Origin of the sequence: Aquihabitans sp. McL0605 (assembly GCF_049993875.1) — a bacterium.
Classification (GTDB): domain Bacteria; phylum Actinomycetota; class Acidimicrobiia; order Acidimicrobiales; family Iamiaceae; genus Aquihabitans.
The window spans coordinates 4356779-4371225 of sequence record NZ_CP188252.1; the positions used below are offsets into that span (position 1 = coordinate 4356779).

The 14447-nt window shown below is 71.6% G+C and carries 15 protein-coding genes; 10 read left to right on the forward strand and 5 right to left on the reverse strand.

The window, feature by feature from the left end; genetic code table 11:
* Nucleotides 1–86: 86 nt before the first annotated feature.
* From ACPPVX_RS20210 to ACPPVX_RS20220, 3 genes are all read left to right on the forward strand, one after another.
* On the forward strand, nucleotides 87–1313 hold the full coding sequence (locus ACPPVX_RS20210) for a serine hydrolase domain-containing protein (RefSeq protein ID WP_426572381.1): 1227 nt from the start codon (nucleotides 87–89) through the stop codon (nucleotides 1311–1313).
* Nucleotides 1314–1406: 93 nt separating this feature from the next.
* Nucleotides 1407–1649 carry a hypothetical protein gene (locus tag ACPPVX_RS20215; protein WP_426572382.1) on the forward strand — a complete coding sequence of 81 codons (243 nt, stop codon included), beginning with the start codon at nucleotides 1407–1409 and terminating at the stop codon, nucleotides 1647–1649.
* A 24-nt stretch (nucleotides 1650–1673) separates the two neighbouring features.
* Nucleotides 1674–2252: an ANTAR domain-containing response regulator gene (locus ACPPVX_RS20220; RefSeq protein WP_426572383.1), complete on the forward strand. Its 579-nt coding sequence runs from the start codon at nucleotides 1674–1676 to the stop codon at nucleotides 2250–2252.
* A gap of 2 nt (nucleotides 2253–2254) precedes the next feature.
* On the opposite strand, the gene ACPPVX_RS20225 is transcribed toward ACPPVX_RS20220, so the two are convergent.
* Entirely contained in the window at nucleotides 2255–2632 is a 378-nt protein-coding gene (locus ACPPVX_RS20225) for a glyoxalase superfamily protein (RefSeq protein ID WP_426572384.1), read from the reverse strand.
* Nucleotides 2633–2790: 158 nt separating this feature from the next.
* Between ACPPVX_RS20225 and polA the strand changes: the two genes are divergently transcribed.
* Together polA and ACPPVX_RS20235 are read left to right on the forward strand one after the other, a co-directional pair.
* Complete coding sequence (gene polA / locus ACPPVX_RS20230) at nucleotides 2791–5466, forward strand: DNA polymerase I (RefSeq protein WP_426572385.1); 2676 nt, start codon at nucleotides 2791–2793, stop codon at nucleotides 5464–5466.
* 38 nt (nucleotides 5467–5504) lie between these two features.
* Entirely contained in the window at nucleotides 5505–5939 is a 435-nt protein-coding gene (locus tag ACPPVX_RS20235; RefSeq protein ID WP_426572386.1) for a nuclear transport factor 2 family protein, read from the forward strand.
* A 28-nt stretch (nucleotides 5940–5967) separates the two neighbouring features.
* Here the strand turns inward: ACPPVX_RS20235 and ACPPVX_RS20240 are convergent, their stop codons facing one another.
* The gene (locus tag ACPPVX_RS20240; protein WP_426572387.1) at nucleotides 5968–6585 is read right to left on the reverse strand and encodes an HAD-IA family hydrolase; all 618 of its coding nucleotides are present in this window, start codon (nucleotides 6583–6585) and stop codon (nucleotides 5968–5970) included.
* A gap of 77 nt (nucleotides 6586–6662) precedes the next feature.
* Here ACPPVX_RS20240 and ACPPVX_RS20245 point away from each other — a divergent pair, with 77 nt between their 5' ends.
* Complete coding sequence (locus ACPPVX_RS20245; protein ID WP_426572388.1) at nucleotides 6663–8087, forward strand: histone H1-like repetitive region-containing protein; 1425 nt, start codon at nucleotides 6663–6665, stop codon at nucleotides 8085–8087.
* Between the two features lie 61 nt (nucleotides 8088–8148).
* Here the strand turns inward: ACPPVX_RS20245 and ACPPVX_RS20250 are convergent, their stop codons facing one another.
* A complete protein-coding gene (locus ACPPVX_RS20250) occupies nucleotides 8149–8769 on the reverse strand; it encodes a DsbA family oxidoreductase (RefSeq protein WP_426572389.1) in 621 nt (206 codons plus the stop codon).
* A 43-nt stretch (nucleotides 8770–8812) separates the two neighbouring features.
* On the opposite strand from ACPPVX_RS20250, the gene ACPPVX_RS20255 reads away from it, so the two are divergent.
* Both ACPPVX_RS20255 and ACPPVX_RS20260 read left to right on the forward strand, forming a co-directional pair.
* Nucleotides 8813–9583 carry an exodeoxyribonuclease III gene (locus ACPPVX_RS20255; RefSeq protein ID WP_426572390.1) on the forward strand — a complete coding sequence of 257 codons (771 nt, stop codon included), beginning with the start codon at nucleotides 8813–8815 and terminating at the stop codon, nucleotides 9581–9583.
* A gap of 32 nt (nucleotides 9584–9615) precedes the next feature.
* Nucleotides 9616–10368 carry a PaaI family thioesterase gene (locus ACPPVX_RS20260; protein ID WP_426572391.1) on the forward strand — a complete coding sequence of 251 codons (753 nt, stop codon included), beginning with the start codon at nucleotides 9616–9618 and terminating at the stop codon, nucleotides 10366–10368.
* Here the strand turns inward: ACPPVX_RS20260 and ACPPVX_RS20265 are convergent, their stop codons facing one another.
* Together ACPPVX_RS20265 and ACPPVX_RS20270 are read right to left on the reverse strand one after the other, a co-directional pair.
* Entirely contained in the window at nucleotides 10369–10863 is a 495-nt protein-coding gene (locus tag ACPPVX_RS20265; RefSeq protein ID WP_426572392.1) for a DUF2505 domain-containing protein, read from the reverse strand. It abuts the gene before it with no gap.
* A gap of 28 nt (nucleotides 10864–10891) precedes the next feature.
* Nucleotides 10892–12988: an ATP-dependent helicase gene (locus ACPPVX_RS20270; protein WP_426572393.1), complete on the reverse strand. Its 2097-nt coding sequence runs from the start codon at nucleotides 12986–12988 to the stop codon at nucleotides 10892–10894.
* Nucleotides 12989–13061: 73 nt separating this feature from the next.
* Here ACPPVX_RS20270 and ACPPVX_RS20275 point away from each other — a divergent pair, with 73 nt between their 5' ends.
* Both ACPPVX_RS20275 and ACPPVX_RS20280 read left to right on the forward strand, forming a co-directional pair.
* Complete coding sequence (locus tag ACPPVX_RS20275) at nucleotides 13062–13733, forward strand: PH domain-containing protein (RefSeq protein ID WP_426572394.1); 672 nt, start codon at nucleotides 13062–13064, stop codon at nucleotides 13731–13733.
* Nucleotides 13730–14437, forward strand: a complete 708-nt coding sequence (locus tag ACPPVX_RS20280; RefSeq protein ID WP_426572395.1) for a helical backbone metal receptor — start codon at nucleotides 13730–13732, stop codon at nucleotides 14435–14437. The genes ACPPVX_RS20275 and ACPPVX_RS20280 overlap by 4 nt, the downstream gene beginning before the upstream one ends.
* Nucleotides 14438–14447: the final 10 nt, after the last annotated feature.

Genomic DNA, 14447 nt, shown 5'->3' on the forward strand with positions numbered 1-14447 from the left:
CAGGACCGGCGGGCCCCATCACCGATGAGGGCACGCCTTCGGTACCGTCGAACCAGGGCAGGCGCTCGGGCCGCGAGGAGGACGACATGCACGGACCAGGTCTGGATCGGGACGCGATGGCGCCGCTCGACGCGCGGCTCCAGGCGATGGTGGACCAGGACGAGCAGACCGGGTTGGCCTGGCTGGTGGCGAGCGGCGCCGACGTGCACGTGGGGGCGGCGGGAGCGGTGGACCCGACCGCGACATCGTCGGAGGCCGTGGACCGCAGCACGATCTTCCGCATCTCGTCGATGACCAAGCCCATCACCGCGTTGGCCACCTTGATGCTGGTGGACGACGGCGTGCTGCGCCTCGACGATCCGGTGGACGACCTCCTGCCGGAGCTGGCCGACCGACGGGTCCTGGCCGACCCCGAAGGGGCCATCGATGACACCGTGGCCGCGGTGCGGCCGATCACCGTGGACGATCTCCTGACGTTCCGGCTGGGGCACGGGTACGACTTCTCCGCGACCGGTCCGCAGCCGGTGATGGACGAGATGGCCCGCATCGGCATGGCCGTGGGCCCGCCCCGGCCCCAGGAGCAGCCGGCGCCCGACGAGTGGATGCGCCTCCTGGGATCGCTGCCCCTGGCCCGTCAGCCCGGCGAGCGGTGGATGTACCACACCGGCTCCGATGTCCTCGGGGTGCTGGTGGCCCGCGCCGCGGGCCGCCCGCTCGACGCGGTGCTCGCCGACCGGATCTTCGAGCCGCTCGGCATGGCCGACACCGGCTTCTCGGTGGCACCGGAGCAGCGCCACCGCTTCGGGCCGTGCCTCACCTCTTCGGGCGCGGACGGTCGCGAGGTGTTCGACGCGGCCGACGGCCAGTGGGCCCGCCCGCCTGCCTTCCCCTCTGGTGGGGCCGGGCTGGTGTCGACCGTGGACGACTACTTCGCGTTCGCCCGCCTGCTGCTCGACGGCGGCACCGCGCCCGACGGCACCCGCCTGGTGTCGGCCGAGGGGGTGGCACAGATGACCGCCGACCACCTGACCGCGGCGCAGGTGGCCGAGGCCGGCCCCGACCCGGACGGTCGGGCCGGTTGGGGCTACGGCGTGAGCGTGCGCCTGGCGTCGACCCCGGGCGGCCCGGCCGAGGGCACGTACGGGTGGGACGGCGGCCTGGGCAGCTCGTGGGCCAACGACCCGCGGCAAGGCCTGGTGGGCGTGCTGATGACGAACCAGATGTGGACGTCGCCGGAGCCTCCGGCGGTGTGCGCAGCCTTCTGGACCGGGGCGTTCGCCGGCCTGGCCGGAGCCGGGCCGGGGCCCGCGTGACGGAGGTGGGTCGGGCGAGGACAGGGCCGTGCCTAGACTCGCCGCGTGGGCCGCAGTTTGATCGAACGGCGTCTGAAGGACGTGTCTGACCGCATGAAGACGGTCTCGCGCGACCTCGCGGTCGCCGAGGAGCAGCTGGCCCACCTCGCCGAGGAGGCCGACGAGGCCCGCCTGCGGGCGCTGGTGTCGGAGACGCCGCTCGCCGAGCAGGAGCACCACGAGGCCGAGCGCCACGCCGATGCGATGCGCCGCCACCACGCCGACCTCCTGGCCGAGGTCCGCCAACTCGAGACCACCCAAGACGAGCTGCTCGACCGGCTCCTCGCCACCACCTGACAACAGAAACACTGGAGAGCAACGGTGCCCACCCGTGTCGTGATCGCTGAAGACGAGGCAATCATCCGCCTCGATCTCAAGGAGACCCTCGAAGAGGAGGGCTACGAGGTCGTCGCCGAGACGGGTCGCGGCGATGAGGCCGTGGAGCTGGTGCGGAAGCACAACCCCGACGTGGCCATCCTCGACATCAAGATGCCCGGTCTCGATGGCCTGTCGGCCGCGCGGGAGATCGCCGGCGAGCGCCGCGCTGCCGTGCTGATCCTCACCGCCTTCAGCCAGCGCGACCTGATCGAGCGGGCCCGAGACGCCGGCGCCCTGGCGTACCTGGTGAAGCCGTTCCAGAAGGCCGACCTGTTCCCTGCCATCGAGGTGGCCCTGGGCCGGTTCCAGGAGCTCAAGGCCCTGCACGACCAGGCCACGTCGCTCGAGGAGCAGCTCGAGACCCGCAAGGCGGTCGACCGGGCCAAGGGCCAGCTGATGGATCAGGGCGGGCTCACCGAAGCCGATGCGTTCGCCTTCATCCAGAAGACCGCCATGAAGGAGCGCCAGACCATGAAGGCCGTGGCGCAGCGGGTGCTCGACGGCGACCTCACCCCGGCCTGACCTCAAGACGGGTCCGGGATCACGATCTGCTGCACGGCCCAGCCGTTGCCGTCGGGATCGGTGAAGTAGATGAAGCGGCCCCACGGCTGATCGTCGACGCCCTCGCACTCGACGCCGTTGGCCCGGAGGTGCGCGAGCGCCGCATCGGCATCGTCGACCACCACCTGCAAGGTGCGGATCGAACCGGGCTCGGCATCGGTGAGGCCCTCGCCGAAGGCGATGGAGCACGCCGAGCCGGGCGGGGTGAGCTGCACGAAGCGCAGCGCCTCGCTGACCCGCTGGTCGTGGTCGGCCACGAAGCCGACCTGGTCGACGTAGAACGACTTGGCCCGGTCGACATCGGTCACGGGGAGGATGACGAGCTCCAGCTTCCAGTCCATGAGGCACCTCGGGGATCGGTCGACGGCCCGGTGCCGTCGCTCACCCCATCCTCCGCAGGGGGTCTGACAGCCAAGCGGGGGCCGCGCGCCGAGGGGGCTGACCTGCGAGGCGAGCGGCCCGTCGCGGCTGTCAGACCCACCCCGTACGATCGGCTCCCATGCGGTTCATGCTCATCGACGGCAACTCCCTGACGTACCGGGCGTTCCACGCCCTGCCCACCGATCTGGTCACGGCCTCGGGCCAGGTCACCAACGCGGTGTTCGGCTTCACGTCGATGTTCATCAACCTCGTGCGGGACCACAAGCCCGATGCCATCGCGGTGGCGTTCGACCGCCCGGAGAAGACCTTCCGCCACGACCGGGACCCGGAGTACAAGGCCAACCGCATCGCCGCGCCAGACATCTTGCGCCAGCAGCTGCCGCTGGTGCGCCAGGTGGTCGACACGCTCGGGGTCACCGCCATCGAGCAGGTGGGCGTCGAGGCCGACGACATCATCGCCACGTTCGCCACGCTCGCCGCCGCCCGGGGTGACGACGTCCTGATCGTCACCGGTGACCGAGACAGCTACCAGCTCGTGCAGGACCCGCACATCCGGGTCATCTACAACAAGCGCGGCGTCTCCGACTACGCCAACTACGACGAGGCCGGCATCGTCGAGCGCACCGGGGTGCACCCCACCAAGTACGTCCAGTACGCCGCGCTCCGCGGCGACCCCTCCGACAACCTGCCGGGCATCCCGGGAGTGGGGGAGAAGACGGCTGCCAAGCTCATCAACCTCTACGGCGGGCTCGACGGGATCTTCGAGCACGTCGACGAGCAGACGCCCAAGCTCCGCCAGAACCTCACCGAGCACGAGGCCCAGGCCCGCAGCAACGTCGAGATGATGACCCTGCTGCGAGACGTGGAGCTGCCCGTCCAGCTCGACGAGCTCGGCTTCCCCCAGCCCGACACCGACGAGGTGCGGGCCCTGTTCGACTTCCTCGAGTTCAAGAGCCTCTACGACCGCCTGTCCGAGGCGCTCGAAGCAGACCTCGGCGCCAGCACCTCCGCGGTCGACGTGCTCGAGGCGGAGGTGGAGCCGCTCGAAGATGCGGCGCGCGCCGTCGAGGTGCTCACCGCCGCGGCCGCCGGCTCCGGTCCCTTGGCCGTGGCCGGCGCGTGGAGCGGGGTCGATGGACGCTCGCCCATCGAGGGCGTGGCCTTCGTGACCGACAGCGCGGGTGCAGAGGTGGCGTGGCTGCCGGTGGCGCTCCTGGGAGACACCGCGGTGCGAGACGCGCTGCGCGCCGCGTTCGCGGCGCGCACCATCGCGGCCCACCCGGCCAAGCCCATCCTCCGCAGCCTCCTCGACGGCGACGACACGGCGCCGCTGCCGGTCATCGCCATCGACACCACGCTGGCGGCATACCTGCTCGACCCGGCCGAGACGCGCTACTCCATCGAGGACGTGCTCGCCCGCTACGCCCACCTCGAGCTCCCCTCGGGGTCGGCGGCGCCCTCCGGCCAGCTCGACCTCGGCGGCGACACGGTCGACCTCGCGCTGCTCACCGCCCGCCACGCCCTGGCGGTGGACCGGTTGGTCGAGCCGATGCTCGCCTCGCTCGACGCCAACGGGCTGCGCTCGCTCCACGACGAGATCGAGACGCCGCTCGTCGCCGTGCTCGCCGAGATGGAGCACGTCGGCGTCGGCGTCGACCGCGCCGAGCTGGTGCGGCTCAACGAGCAGCTCACCGCTGAGGTCACCGAGCTGGCCACTGCCATCCAGGAAGACGCGGGCGAGCCGTTCAACGTGAACTCCACGCCGCAGATGCGCGCCATCCTGTTCGACAAGCTCGGCCTCACGCCCACCAAGAAGACCAAGACCGGCTTCTCCACCGATGCCGCCTCGCTCGAGAAGATGCAGGGGCAGCACCCGATCATCGAGCACCTGCTCCGGTACCGCGAGGTCGAGAAGCTGCGGTCCACCTACGGCACCGGGCTGCTCGCCGAGGTGGGCCCCGACGACCGCATCCACGCCACGTTCAACCAGACCGTCGCCCGCACCGGCCGCCTGTCGTCGGATGCTCCCAACCTCCACAACATCCCGGTGCGGTCCGAGCAGGGCAAGGCGTTCCGCAAGGCGTTCGTGCCCAAGCCCGGCTTCGAGCTGCTCGTCGCCGACTACAACCAGATCGAGCTGCGGTGCATCGCCCACCTCGCCGAGGATCCGGGCCTGATCGCCGCGTTCGACGCCGGTGACGACATCCACACCGCCACCGCGGCGCGGGTCTTCCACGTCGCCCCCGAAGACGTCGACGGGGGCCAGCGGGCCAAGGCCAAGATGGTCTCGTACGGCCTGGCGTACGGCATGGAGGCCTACGGCCTCGCCACCCGCCTCAACATCTCGCGCACCGAGGCATCGGAGATCCTCGAGGCGTACTTCGAGGCCTTCCCGTCGGTGAAGGCGTACATGGAGCGCACCGTGGCCGAGGCCCGCGAGCGCGGCTACACCGAGACGCTGTTCGGCCGGCGCCGGCCCATCCCCGAGCTGGCCTCGCCCAACCGCGGCATCAAGCAGGCGGGCGAGCGCCAGGCCATGAACGCCGGCATCCAGGGCCTGGCCGCCGACATCTTCAAGGTGGCGCTCATCCGCCTCGACCGCGCCCTGCGCGAGCGAGGGCTGCAGAGCCGGATCGTCCTGCAGGTGCACGACGAGGTCATCCTCGAGGTGCCGCCCGAGGAGCACGACGAGGTGGCCGAGCTCACCCTGTCGGTGATGCACGGCGCCGCCCAGCTGCGCGTGCCGCTCGAGGTGAACCTCTCGTTCGGCAAGACCTGGGCCGACGCCAAGTAGCCAGCGCGCGAGGCCGCGGTGCGCGAGGCTCCACGCCCATGACCGACCAGACCACTGCCGACAACATCGCCCTCGTGACCGCGTTCTGGGACGCGCTCGGGCGACGAGACTTCGCGGCCGTCGGCGCGTTCATGGCCGATGACGGTCACTACGTCGACGTGCCGGTGATCGGCATCGACGATGGCGCGGTCGGTCCCGCAGCGACCGAGGCTCGGCTCGCGCTGGGCATCGCGCCGCTCCAGGCGTACGACCTCCACGACGGTCCGATCACCGCCATGGGCGATCGCGTGATCACCGAGCACGCCGAGACGTGGACGTGGGACGAGGAGCACACCGTCCGCCTCCCGTTCACCTCGGTGATGGACGTGCGCGACGGCAAGGTGGCGCGCTGGTGGGACTACCTCGACCTGTCGACGCTCATGAACGCGGCGCCGGCGTGGTGGGTCGAGCACATCGCCGAGGGCTACCAGTAGCCCCTGCCACCCGGCCCTTCCCCTGGCGCTAGCGCAGCGGGAAGCCCACGAGCGCCTCGAGCTGGTCCAGCGCCGCGGCGGCGTCGCCGACCTTGATGGTGGCCATGCCCATGGCCTTGGCCGGCTTGAGGTTGACACCCAGGTCGTCGAGGAACACCGCCTGGTCAGGGGCGATGGCCAGGGCCTCGCAGGCCAGCTCGTAGAACGCCGGATCGGGCTTGCGGACGCCCACCACGCTCGACTCGATGACCGCGTCGAAGTGGGTGAGCACCTCGGCGATGGCCCCGCTGGGGTCCATGCCGACGACGTTGTTGGTGAGCAGCCCGGTCTTGAGCCGCTGCCCGCAGCGCTCGACCGCGGTGACCATCTCGGGGCGGAGGTCGCCCGACAGGAGGGCGAGGACGTCGCGCCCGTCGACGCGGTGGCCGAGCCGCTCCGACTCGATCGCGAAGGCGGCATCGAACCCGCCGAGGTCGATCTCGCTGCGCTCGAGCCGGGCCCACGCGTTGGTGTCGGGATCGGTGGCGTTGACCGTGCGGAGGAAGTCGGTGGGCAGCGCGTGGTCGCGCTCGTAGCGCGCGAACGCTTCGAACGGACTGGTGGTGATCACGCCACCGAAGTCGAACAGGACGGCAGCGATGGTCACTCGGCGATGGTAGGTCGCGTTCACGCAGCGCACGGTCCCACGTCACGTGCGCGCAAGGTGCTTGACTTGGCAGCTACATGGCCATCACCCACGTCATCGTCGACGGATCCAACATCGCAACCGAAGGGCGCACCGCGCCCAGCCTCGCTCAACTCGACGAGGCAGTTCGCGCGCTGCTCGATGAGTACGGCGACCTCATGCTGACGGTCATCGTCGATGCCACGTTCGGTCATCGCATCGATGAGAGCGAGCGGGCGATGTTCGAGGAGGGCATCGTCAACGGCGAGCTCGTCACGCCGCCGGCCGGCGCGATCGGGCGCGGCGACGCGTTCATCCTCCAGGTCGCCGACAAGGCCAACGCCACCGTCTTCTCGAACGACTCCTTCCAGGAGTTCCACGGCAGCTACGAGTGGCTGTTCGACGAGGGCCGCCTCCTCGGTGGCAAGCCGGTGCCGAGCGTCGGGTGGGTCTTCGTGTGGCGCACCCCGGTGCGCGGGCCGACCAGCCGGCGCGCCACGCGCGAGGGCCGCTCCAAGCGGTCGGGCACGTCGTCGGGCTCCGACCTGGCCAACCTGCCCCTCCCCATGCCCACGGGGCCGCCGCCAGGCGGGCGCCGCGCCAAGAAGTCGGCCGCAACCGACGCACCCGAGGCCGCGCCGCGCAAGGCGAAGGCTGCGTCGAAGAAGGCGCCGGCCAAGCAGGCGGCCAAGGCGCCGAGCACCGCGAGTGCCTCGGGCACCGAGGCCGCGCCGGGCGAGGGCTCGTCGCGCAACCGCCGTCGCCGTCCCAGCGGCAAGGCCTCCACTCCGATCAACGAACCGATGCCCTTCATCACGTTCGTCAGCAACCATCCGGTCGGCTCGCTCGTCGCGGCCACCGTCGATCGGTTCTCATCGCACGGCGCGTACGCCACGGTCGACGGCGCGCAGTGCTACATCCCGCTCAAGGCAATGGCGGTCCCCGCTCCCACCAAGGCACGCGAAGTGCTGACGGTGGGCGAGGAGGGGACGTTCATCGTCACGGCGTTCGACACCCCGCGTCGGGGGATCGACCTTGCGGTCCCTGGTGTGGGATCGAGCGAGGACGCCGCGCCTTCTGCAACAGTTCTCCACGGGGGCGCCGCCTCCGATGGGGAAACCCAACCAGCCGAGGAGGCACCCAGCATGGCAGTGACCAAGAAGGCTCCGGCCAAGAAGGCCGCAGCAAAGAAGGCTCCGGCCAAGAAGGCACCCGCGAAGAAGGCGCCCGCGAAGAAGGCTCCGGCCAAGAAGGCTCCTGCCAAGAAGGCGCCCGCGAAGAAGGCTCCGGCCAAGAAGGCTCCGGCCAAGAAGGCGCCCGCGAAGAAGGCGCCCGCGAAGAAGGCTCCGGCCAAGAAGGCGCCCGCGAAGAAGGCGCCCGCGAAGAAGGCTCCGGCCAAGAAGGCGCCCGCGAAGAAGGCGCCGGCCAAGAAGGCTCCCGCCAAGCGGGCCCCGGCCAAGAAGGCGCCCGCCAAGAAGAAGTAGTCAGCGGACTCCTCGTTGGTGGAGGGCCGGGTGCGGTGTCGCCCGGCCCTCCCGCCGCGTTTCAGCGGTGGGGCGTCGGCGAGGGGGGAGTGGAGCGAGCCACCAGCTTGGTGACCCAGCGCTCCAACGTCGGGCGATCGAGCGCCCCGGGCACGGTGAACCCGTGATCCAGGACCCAGGTGGGAGTGGACGACACCCCCGTGGCGCGCGCCTCGTCCATCGACGTCGACACGATGTCGTGGGCGGCACCCGAGGTCACGGCCTCGCGCACGGCCGCGGCCGGCGCGCCCGCGCTGCGGACGAGCTCGTCGATGACGTCGGGGTCGTCGATGGCCAGGCCCCGGGCGAAGTGGGCGTCGAACAGGGCGGCGTGGAGCTCGTCGAACGCATCGGGGTGGTGCAGCCGCACCCACTCGGCCGTCTCGAGCGCTCGCCGGGTGTTCGGCATGCGGACCGGTGCCCGGAACGGGAGGCCCACGGCCTCGCTCTCGGCAGCGATGCGACGGAACGTCGGGGCCATCCGGCCGTCGGCCTTGATCGACCGGCCCTCGGCGGGGATCTCGGGGTGGAGCTCGTAGGGGCGGTGCACGACGGTGACCCCGAGCGACTCCAGGAGCCGGCTCCGGTCCTGGCCCACGTAGCACCACGGGCACAGGTAGTCGCTCCAGCAGGTGGCCTCCATCCGTCGGATCGTACGGCGGCGAACGGCCGCTAGGGTCGCCCGCGTGCGCCTCGCCACCTGGAACGTCAACTCGCTGAAGGCGCGGCTGGGCCGCGTCGAGGCCTGGCTCGCCGATGTCGAGCCCGACATCGTCTGCCTCCAGGAGACGAAGCTCGCGGACAGCGCGTTCCCCGCGATGACCTTCCAGTCGATGGGCTACGAGTCGGTCCACCACGGTGAGGGCCGGTGGAACGGCGTCGCCATCTTGAGCCGCGTCGGCCTCGACGATCCGATGTTCGGCTTCGGTCCCGGCGACGACGATCCCGAGGCCCGGCTGGTGTGGGCCACCTGCGGCGGCATCCGCGTCGCCAGCGCCTACGTGCCGAACGGTCGCACCCTCGACGACGACCACTACCAGTACAAGCTCCGGTGGCTGGCGCAGCTGCGCACCCTGCTCGACTCGCAGGGCACCCCCGGCGATGCGGTCGTGGTGGCGGGCGACTACAACATCGCCCCCACCGACGACGACGTGTACAACCCGGCCAAGTTCGTCGACAGCACCCACACCAGCCCGGCCGAGCGCGCCGCGCTCGCCGACCTCGAGGCGTGGGGCCTGGTCGACACCTTCCGGCGGCTGCAGCCCGAGCCCAAGCTCTACAGCTGGTGGGACTACCGCGCCGGAGACTTCCACCAGCACCGCGGCATGCGCATCGATCTGGTCATGGCCACCGAGTCGGTGGCGTCGCGCGCCACGTTCGCCACGATCGACCGCCAGGCCCGCAAGGGTGAGAAGCCTTCGGACCACGCCCCCGTGATCATCGACCTGGCCGAGTAGCGCGTACCGGCCCGTCCCACCCCGGAGCACCCATGACCGACGCAGAGCTTCCTCCCGCCCACCTGCCGGCGCTGTCGGGCGCCGACCCGGAGCACCTCGATGCCGTCACCCGCCGGCTGCGGGCAGCCGCGGTGCAGACCGATCTCTCCCCGCGCCGCGAGGCGCTCAAGGACCTCGCCGATGCCACCCGCGACCTGGTCGATCGCCTCGTCGCCACCGACGCGCCCGACGACGTGATCATCGCCGCCACCGCGGAGGTGGCGTCGGCGGCGAGCCGCTTCGAGGGCCACGGCCAGCGCGACCTGTACGGGTTCTCCGAGCAGGCCAACGCCGGCAAGCGCGAGGACCCGCTCTTCGACCACAGCCCGCTCATCGGCATCGCCAACCCGCTCGCCCCGCCCATGACCATCCGCGAGGAGGACGGTGTCATCATCGCCGAGGTCACCTTCGGCCAGGCCTACGAGGGCCCGCCCGGGTGCGTGCACGGTGGCTACGTGGCGGCCGCGTTCGACGAGCTGCTGGGGGCCACCCAGTCCCTGTCGGGTGCGCCGGGCATGACCGGCACGCTCACCGTCCGCTACGAGTCGCCCACGCCGCTGCAGGTCCCGCTGCGCATCGAGGGTCGCCTCGTCGGCGTCGAGCGCCGGAAGATCTTCACCGAGGGCGCCATCTACGCCGGCGACAAGATCACGGCCACCGCCAAGGGCACGTTCATCTCGATGGGGCCCGGCCAGTTCCTCGACCTCCTCGCCGAGCGCGAGGCCCGGCAGGACGACCTGCGCTGATCAGGCGCCGCCGTCGAGGAAGCGGTCCACCAGGGCCGCCTCGGCGTGGAGGTACTCCTCGAGCCCCTCGACGATGGCCTTCTCCACGCGGCCGCCCACCAGCGGCGCCCGCACCTTGAGGTCGCCGCTGAGGGTGCGGAGGCTGCCATCGCCGTTCGAGACGATTCGGGTCCCGCCCGACGCAGAGAAGCGGTCGGCGTAGTTGTCGGGGACGAAGCGGAACGTCGTGGTGCCCGCCGCCAGATCGTGCTGCGACTCCTGGACCCACGACAGCTTGCTGGGATCGATCGCCGCCGCGACAGCCGGTGAGAACTCGCGGACGAACTTGCAGTGGACGCGGAGCTTGGCGGTGTCGCCGCTCCGCTCGTGGCTCAGCACGCGCATGTCGCCCAGGTTCGGGAGCCCCACGAGGGTGGGGTAGAGGGCCGGGTCGGTGTAGGCCTCGTCGACGGCGGCGGCCGGGTGGGTGAACCGTTGGCTGATCTCGAAGCGCACGGGTGCTCCTGCTGGTCTGCGTGGCGGCTCAGGTGCCGGTGAGGTGGTCCTGGGCCGGTGCCGCGGGCGTGGGGTGGCTGCACTCGGCGACGACGGCGAGCAACCTAGCGCCGTGCCGCTCGCGGGTGGACGGACCGATGTCTCGCAGCCCGGCCAGGTCGTCGTCGGTGCGGGGTCGGGTGCGGACCATGGCCTCGAGCGCCTTGTCGGCGAGGACGACGGTGGGGCGGACACCGGCCTGGCGGGCCACCTCGGTGCGCCACGCCTGCAGCGCGGTGCGCAGCACGTGGGCGTCGTGCAGCGGCCGCTCACCCTGCAGCGTGCTGTCGAGCACGGCGCGCGACGCGGCCACGGCGGGGAGCGGATCGTCGGCGTGGACCACCTCGGTGGCCAGATCGTTGGCGGCAGCGCGGACCCAGGCGAGGTACGGCGAGGGCTTGCGATCGACGGTCTGGGCGCCGAACGTGCGCCGCTCGGACCAGGTGCAGCGCAGCACGTCGGCGGCGCGCGTGACGGCCACGTAGAACAGCCGCTGCTCCTCGGCGCGCTCGTCGGCCGTGCGGGCGTGGGTGATGGGGACGAACCCGGCCTCGACGCCGGCGAGGTGGACGACCGGCCACTCCAGGCCCTTGGCCGCGTGGAACGACACGATGCTCACCGCGTTGCGGACCTCCGCGCCGTCTTCTTGGAGCGTGGCCCGGAGCCAGCCGCTGAACCCGTCGGTGCGGGCGGTCGGCTCGACGACGAGCAGGTCTCGTCCCAGGCGCAGGATCTGCTCGAACGCGACGAGCTTGCGGCCGGCGGCGCTCGACTCGTCGATCACGGGGGCGGGGTCGTCGGGATCGGCGGTGCCCCCGCCGAGCGACTCGACGAGCACGGCGCGCTGGTTGGCGATGCTGGCCTCGAGGTCGGTGAGGGTGGTGGCGAGCGGTTCGCGGAGCTTGTCGAACCGTCCGAGGAGGTCTCGCACCTCCGCATCGTCGAGCAGGCGGCCGGCGCCGCGGACCCGGTGGGGGATGGCGGCGCGGCGGAACGCGGCCTCGATGAGGGTGGTCTGGGCGTTGGTGCGCACCAGCACCGCCTGGGCCGACCAGGGGCGGCCGGGCACGTGGTTGTCGTGCACGGCGCGGGCGATGCCGTGGGCCTCGTCGAGGTCGGAGGAGTAGCCGATCACCGCGGGGACGACACCGTCGCTGCGGTGCGCCTGGAGCGCGTGGCGCGCCCCGGGCCGGCCCGAGGCGAGCACGGCCGCGGCCGTGTGGAGGATCTGCGGCGTGGAGCGGTACGAGTGCTCGAGCTCGAGCACCTCGGCACCGGGGTGCTGGGCGGCGAAGTCGAGCAGGTACGACGGGTCGGCTCCGTTCCAGCCGTAGATCGCCTGGTTCGGGTCGCCCACCACCGCGAGGTCGGGCCGGTCGCCGAGCCACGCCCGGAGCAGGCGCTCCTGGAGCGGGTTGACGTCCTGGTACTCGTCGACGAACAGGTGGCGGAACCGCCAGCGCTGGGCCGCGGCGAACGACGGGTCGGCAGTGATGGCATCGGCGCACTGGGCGAGGAGGTCGTCGAAGTCGACCAGCCCCCGCTTGCGCTTGTCCTCCTCGTAGCGCCGGTACCACTCGGCCACGCGCTCGGCATCGACGGGCAGGCGGCGGTCGGCCTGGGCTGCGGCCAGCTGGTAGCGCTCGGGCGGGATGAGGCGGGCGCGGGCCCACTCGATCTCGGCGGCGAGGTCCATCGGCGAGACGCGCGTGGTGCCGCCCAGGATGCGCCCGAGGATCCGGCCCTTGCGGTCGAGCAGCGTGGGGGCGGCCATCCCGGCGCCGGACCAGCGCGTGCGGAGCTGGGCGTAGGCCACGGCGTGGAACGTGCCGGCGGCCGGGAGGTCTCGGAGGCCGAACTGGCGCAGGCGGGTGTCGAGCTCGTTGGCCGCCTTGCGGGTGAAGGTGAGCGCCAGGACGTGGCGGGCGTCGGCGGTGCCGGTGAGGCAGCGGTGGGCGATGCGCCTGGTCAGGACCCTGGTCTTGCCCGAGCCGGCGCCCGCGAGGATGGCCAGCGGCTGGGACTCGGTGGTGACGGCGCGCCGCTGGGAGGGGTCGAGCCCATCGAGCAGTCGGTCCGGGTCCACGGCCGCGAGCGTAGGGCCGCAGCCGGGGTCATCGTCACGGAACCGCTCGTCAGGACCGACCTACACTCGCTCCGTGGCCTTTCCTCCGAAGCTCCTCAACGACGGTGAAGAGATCGTGCTGGACCTGCGCCCGCACTGGCTCTTCATGGCGCTGTCCACGGGCGTGTTCATCGCCATGATCATCGTCGGGCTGCTGCTGCTCGGTTGGAACCCGAGCGCCAGCTGGCTCGACACGGGCTCCGCCGGTGTCGCCGGCGTCGGCTTCCTCATCTGCCTCGGGTGGTTCGGGCTCACGTACGCGCGCTGGACCAACACCCACTTCGTGCTCACCACCGACCGCATCATCAACCGCGAGGGCATCATCGCCAAGCGCGGCGTCGACATCCCGCTGGAGCGGGTCAACACGGTGTTCTTCAACCAGGGGCCGCTCGAGCGCCTGGTGGGGGCGGGCGACCTGAAGATCGAGTCGGCCAGCGAGACCGGCGCCAACGAGTTCCGCAACGTCCGTCGGCCGAGCATCGTGCAGAAGGAGATCTACACGCAGATCGAGGCCAACGAGAACCGCAAGTTCGAGCGCATGGGCGAGGCGGGACGCTCGGGATCGCGGGCGCCGGCCGACCCCACCACGCCGCAGGCCCACACCATCCCCGAGCAGATCGACCAGCTGGCCGAGCTGCACCAGCGCGGCGTGCTGAGCGACGCCGAGTTCGCCCGCAAGAAGGCCGAGCTGCTCGACCGGATGTGAGCACCGCCCACCGTGCCGTGCGGGTGGTGAGCCTGGTCCCGTCGATCACCGAGACGCTGCTGGCGTGGGGCATCGTGCCCGTCGCGTGCACGCGGTTCTGCGAGCAGCCGGGGATCCAGTCGGTCGGAGGGACGAAGAACCCGGAGATCGCCGACATCGTCGGGCTCGAGCCCGATCTCGTCGTGGTCAACGACGAGGAGAACCGCCGGGAGGATGCCGATGCGCTCGTGGCCCACGGCATCGCGGTGCACTCGTGCTCGCCGCGGTCGGTCGCCGACGTCGCCCCTGCGCTCGACGCGCTGGCCGCGGTCCTGGGCCTCGACGTCGACGTGGAGCCGGCCGACGACCTGCTCCCTGCGCTCGACCTCCGGGCGTTCATCCCGATCTGGCGGCGGCCCTGGATGACGCTGTCGGGCGACACCTACGGCTCGTCGCTGCTCGCGTCGATCGGCGTGGTCAACGCGTTCGGGGGCGACGGCGACCGGTACCCGACGATCGAGCTGACCGCCGTCGCCGACCGCGGCGCCGATGTCGTGCTGGCGCCCACCGAGCCGTACGCGTTCAAGCCGTTCCACCTCGAGGTGTTCCGACCGATCGCGCCGGTCGTCGAGGTCGACGGCCAGGACCTGTTCTGGTGGGGCGTGTGCACGCCCCAGGCCCGCCGCCGCCTCCATGCCGCGATCGCTGCTGCCGTGCTGGCGTAGATCCCGCCGC

What these genes read in the sequence shown, in the direction of transcription:
- ACPPVX_RS20210 (WP_426572381.1), top strand. Translation starts at nt 87, where the DNA reads ATGCACGGACCAGGTCTGGATCGGGACGCGATGGCGCCGCTCGACGCG.
- ACPPVX_RS20215 (WP_426572382.1), top strand. Translation starts at nt 1,407, where the DNA reads ATGAAGACGGTCTCGCGCGACCTCGCGGTCGCCGAGGAGCAGCTGGCC.
- ACPPVX_RS20225 (WP_426572384.1), bottom strand. Translation starts at nt 2,632, where the DNA reads ATGGACTGGAAGCTGGAGCTCGTCATCCTCCCCGTGACCGATGTCGAC.
- polA (WP_426572385.1), top strand. Translation starts at nt 2,791, where the DNA reads ATGCGGTTCATGCTCATCGACGGCAACTCCCTGACGTACCGGGCGTTC.
- ACPPVX_RS20235 (WP_426572386.1), top strand. Translation starts at nt 5,505, where the DNA reads ATGACCGACCAGACCACTGCCGACAACATCGCCCTCGTGACCGCGTTC.
- ACPPVX_RS20245 (WP_426572388.1), top strand. Translation starts at nt 6,663, where the DNA reads ATGGCCATCACCCACGTCATCGTCGACGGATCCAACATCGCAACCGAA.
- ACPPVX_RS20250 (WP_426572389.1), bottom strand. Translation starts at nt 8,769, where the DNA reads ATGGAGGCCACCTGCTGGAGCGACTACCTGTGCCCGTGGTGCTACGTG.
- ACPPVX_RS20260 (WP_426572391.1), top strand. Translation starts at nt 9,616, where the DNA reads ATGACCGACGCAGAGCTTCCTCCCGCCCACCTGCCGGCGCTGTCGGGC.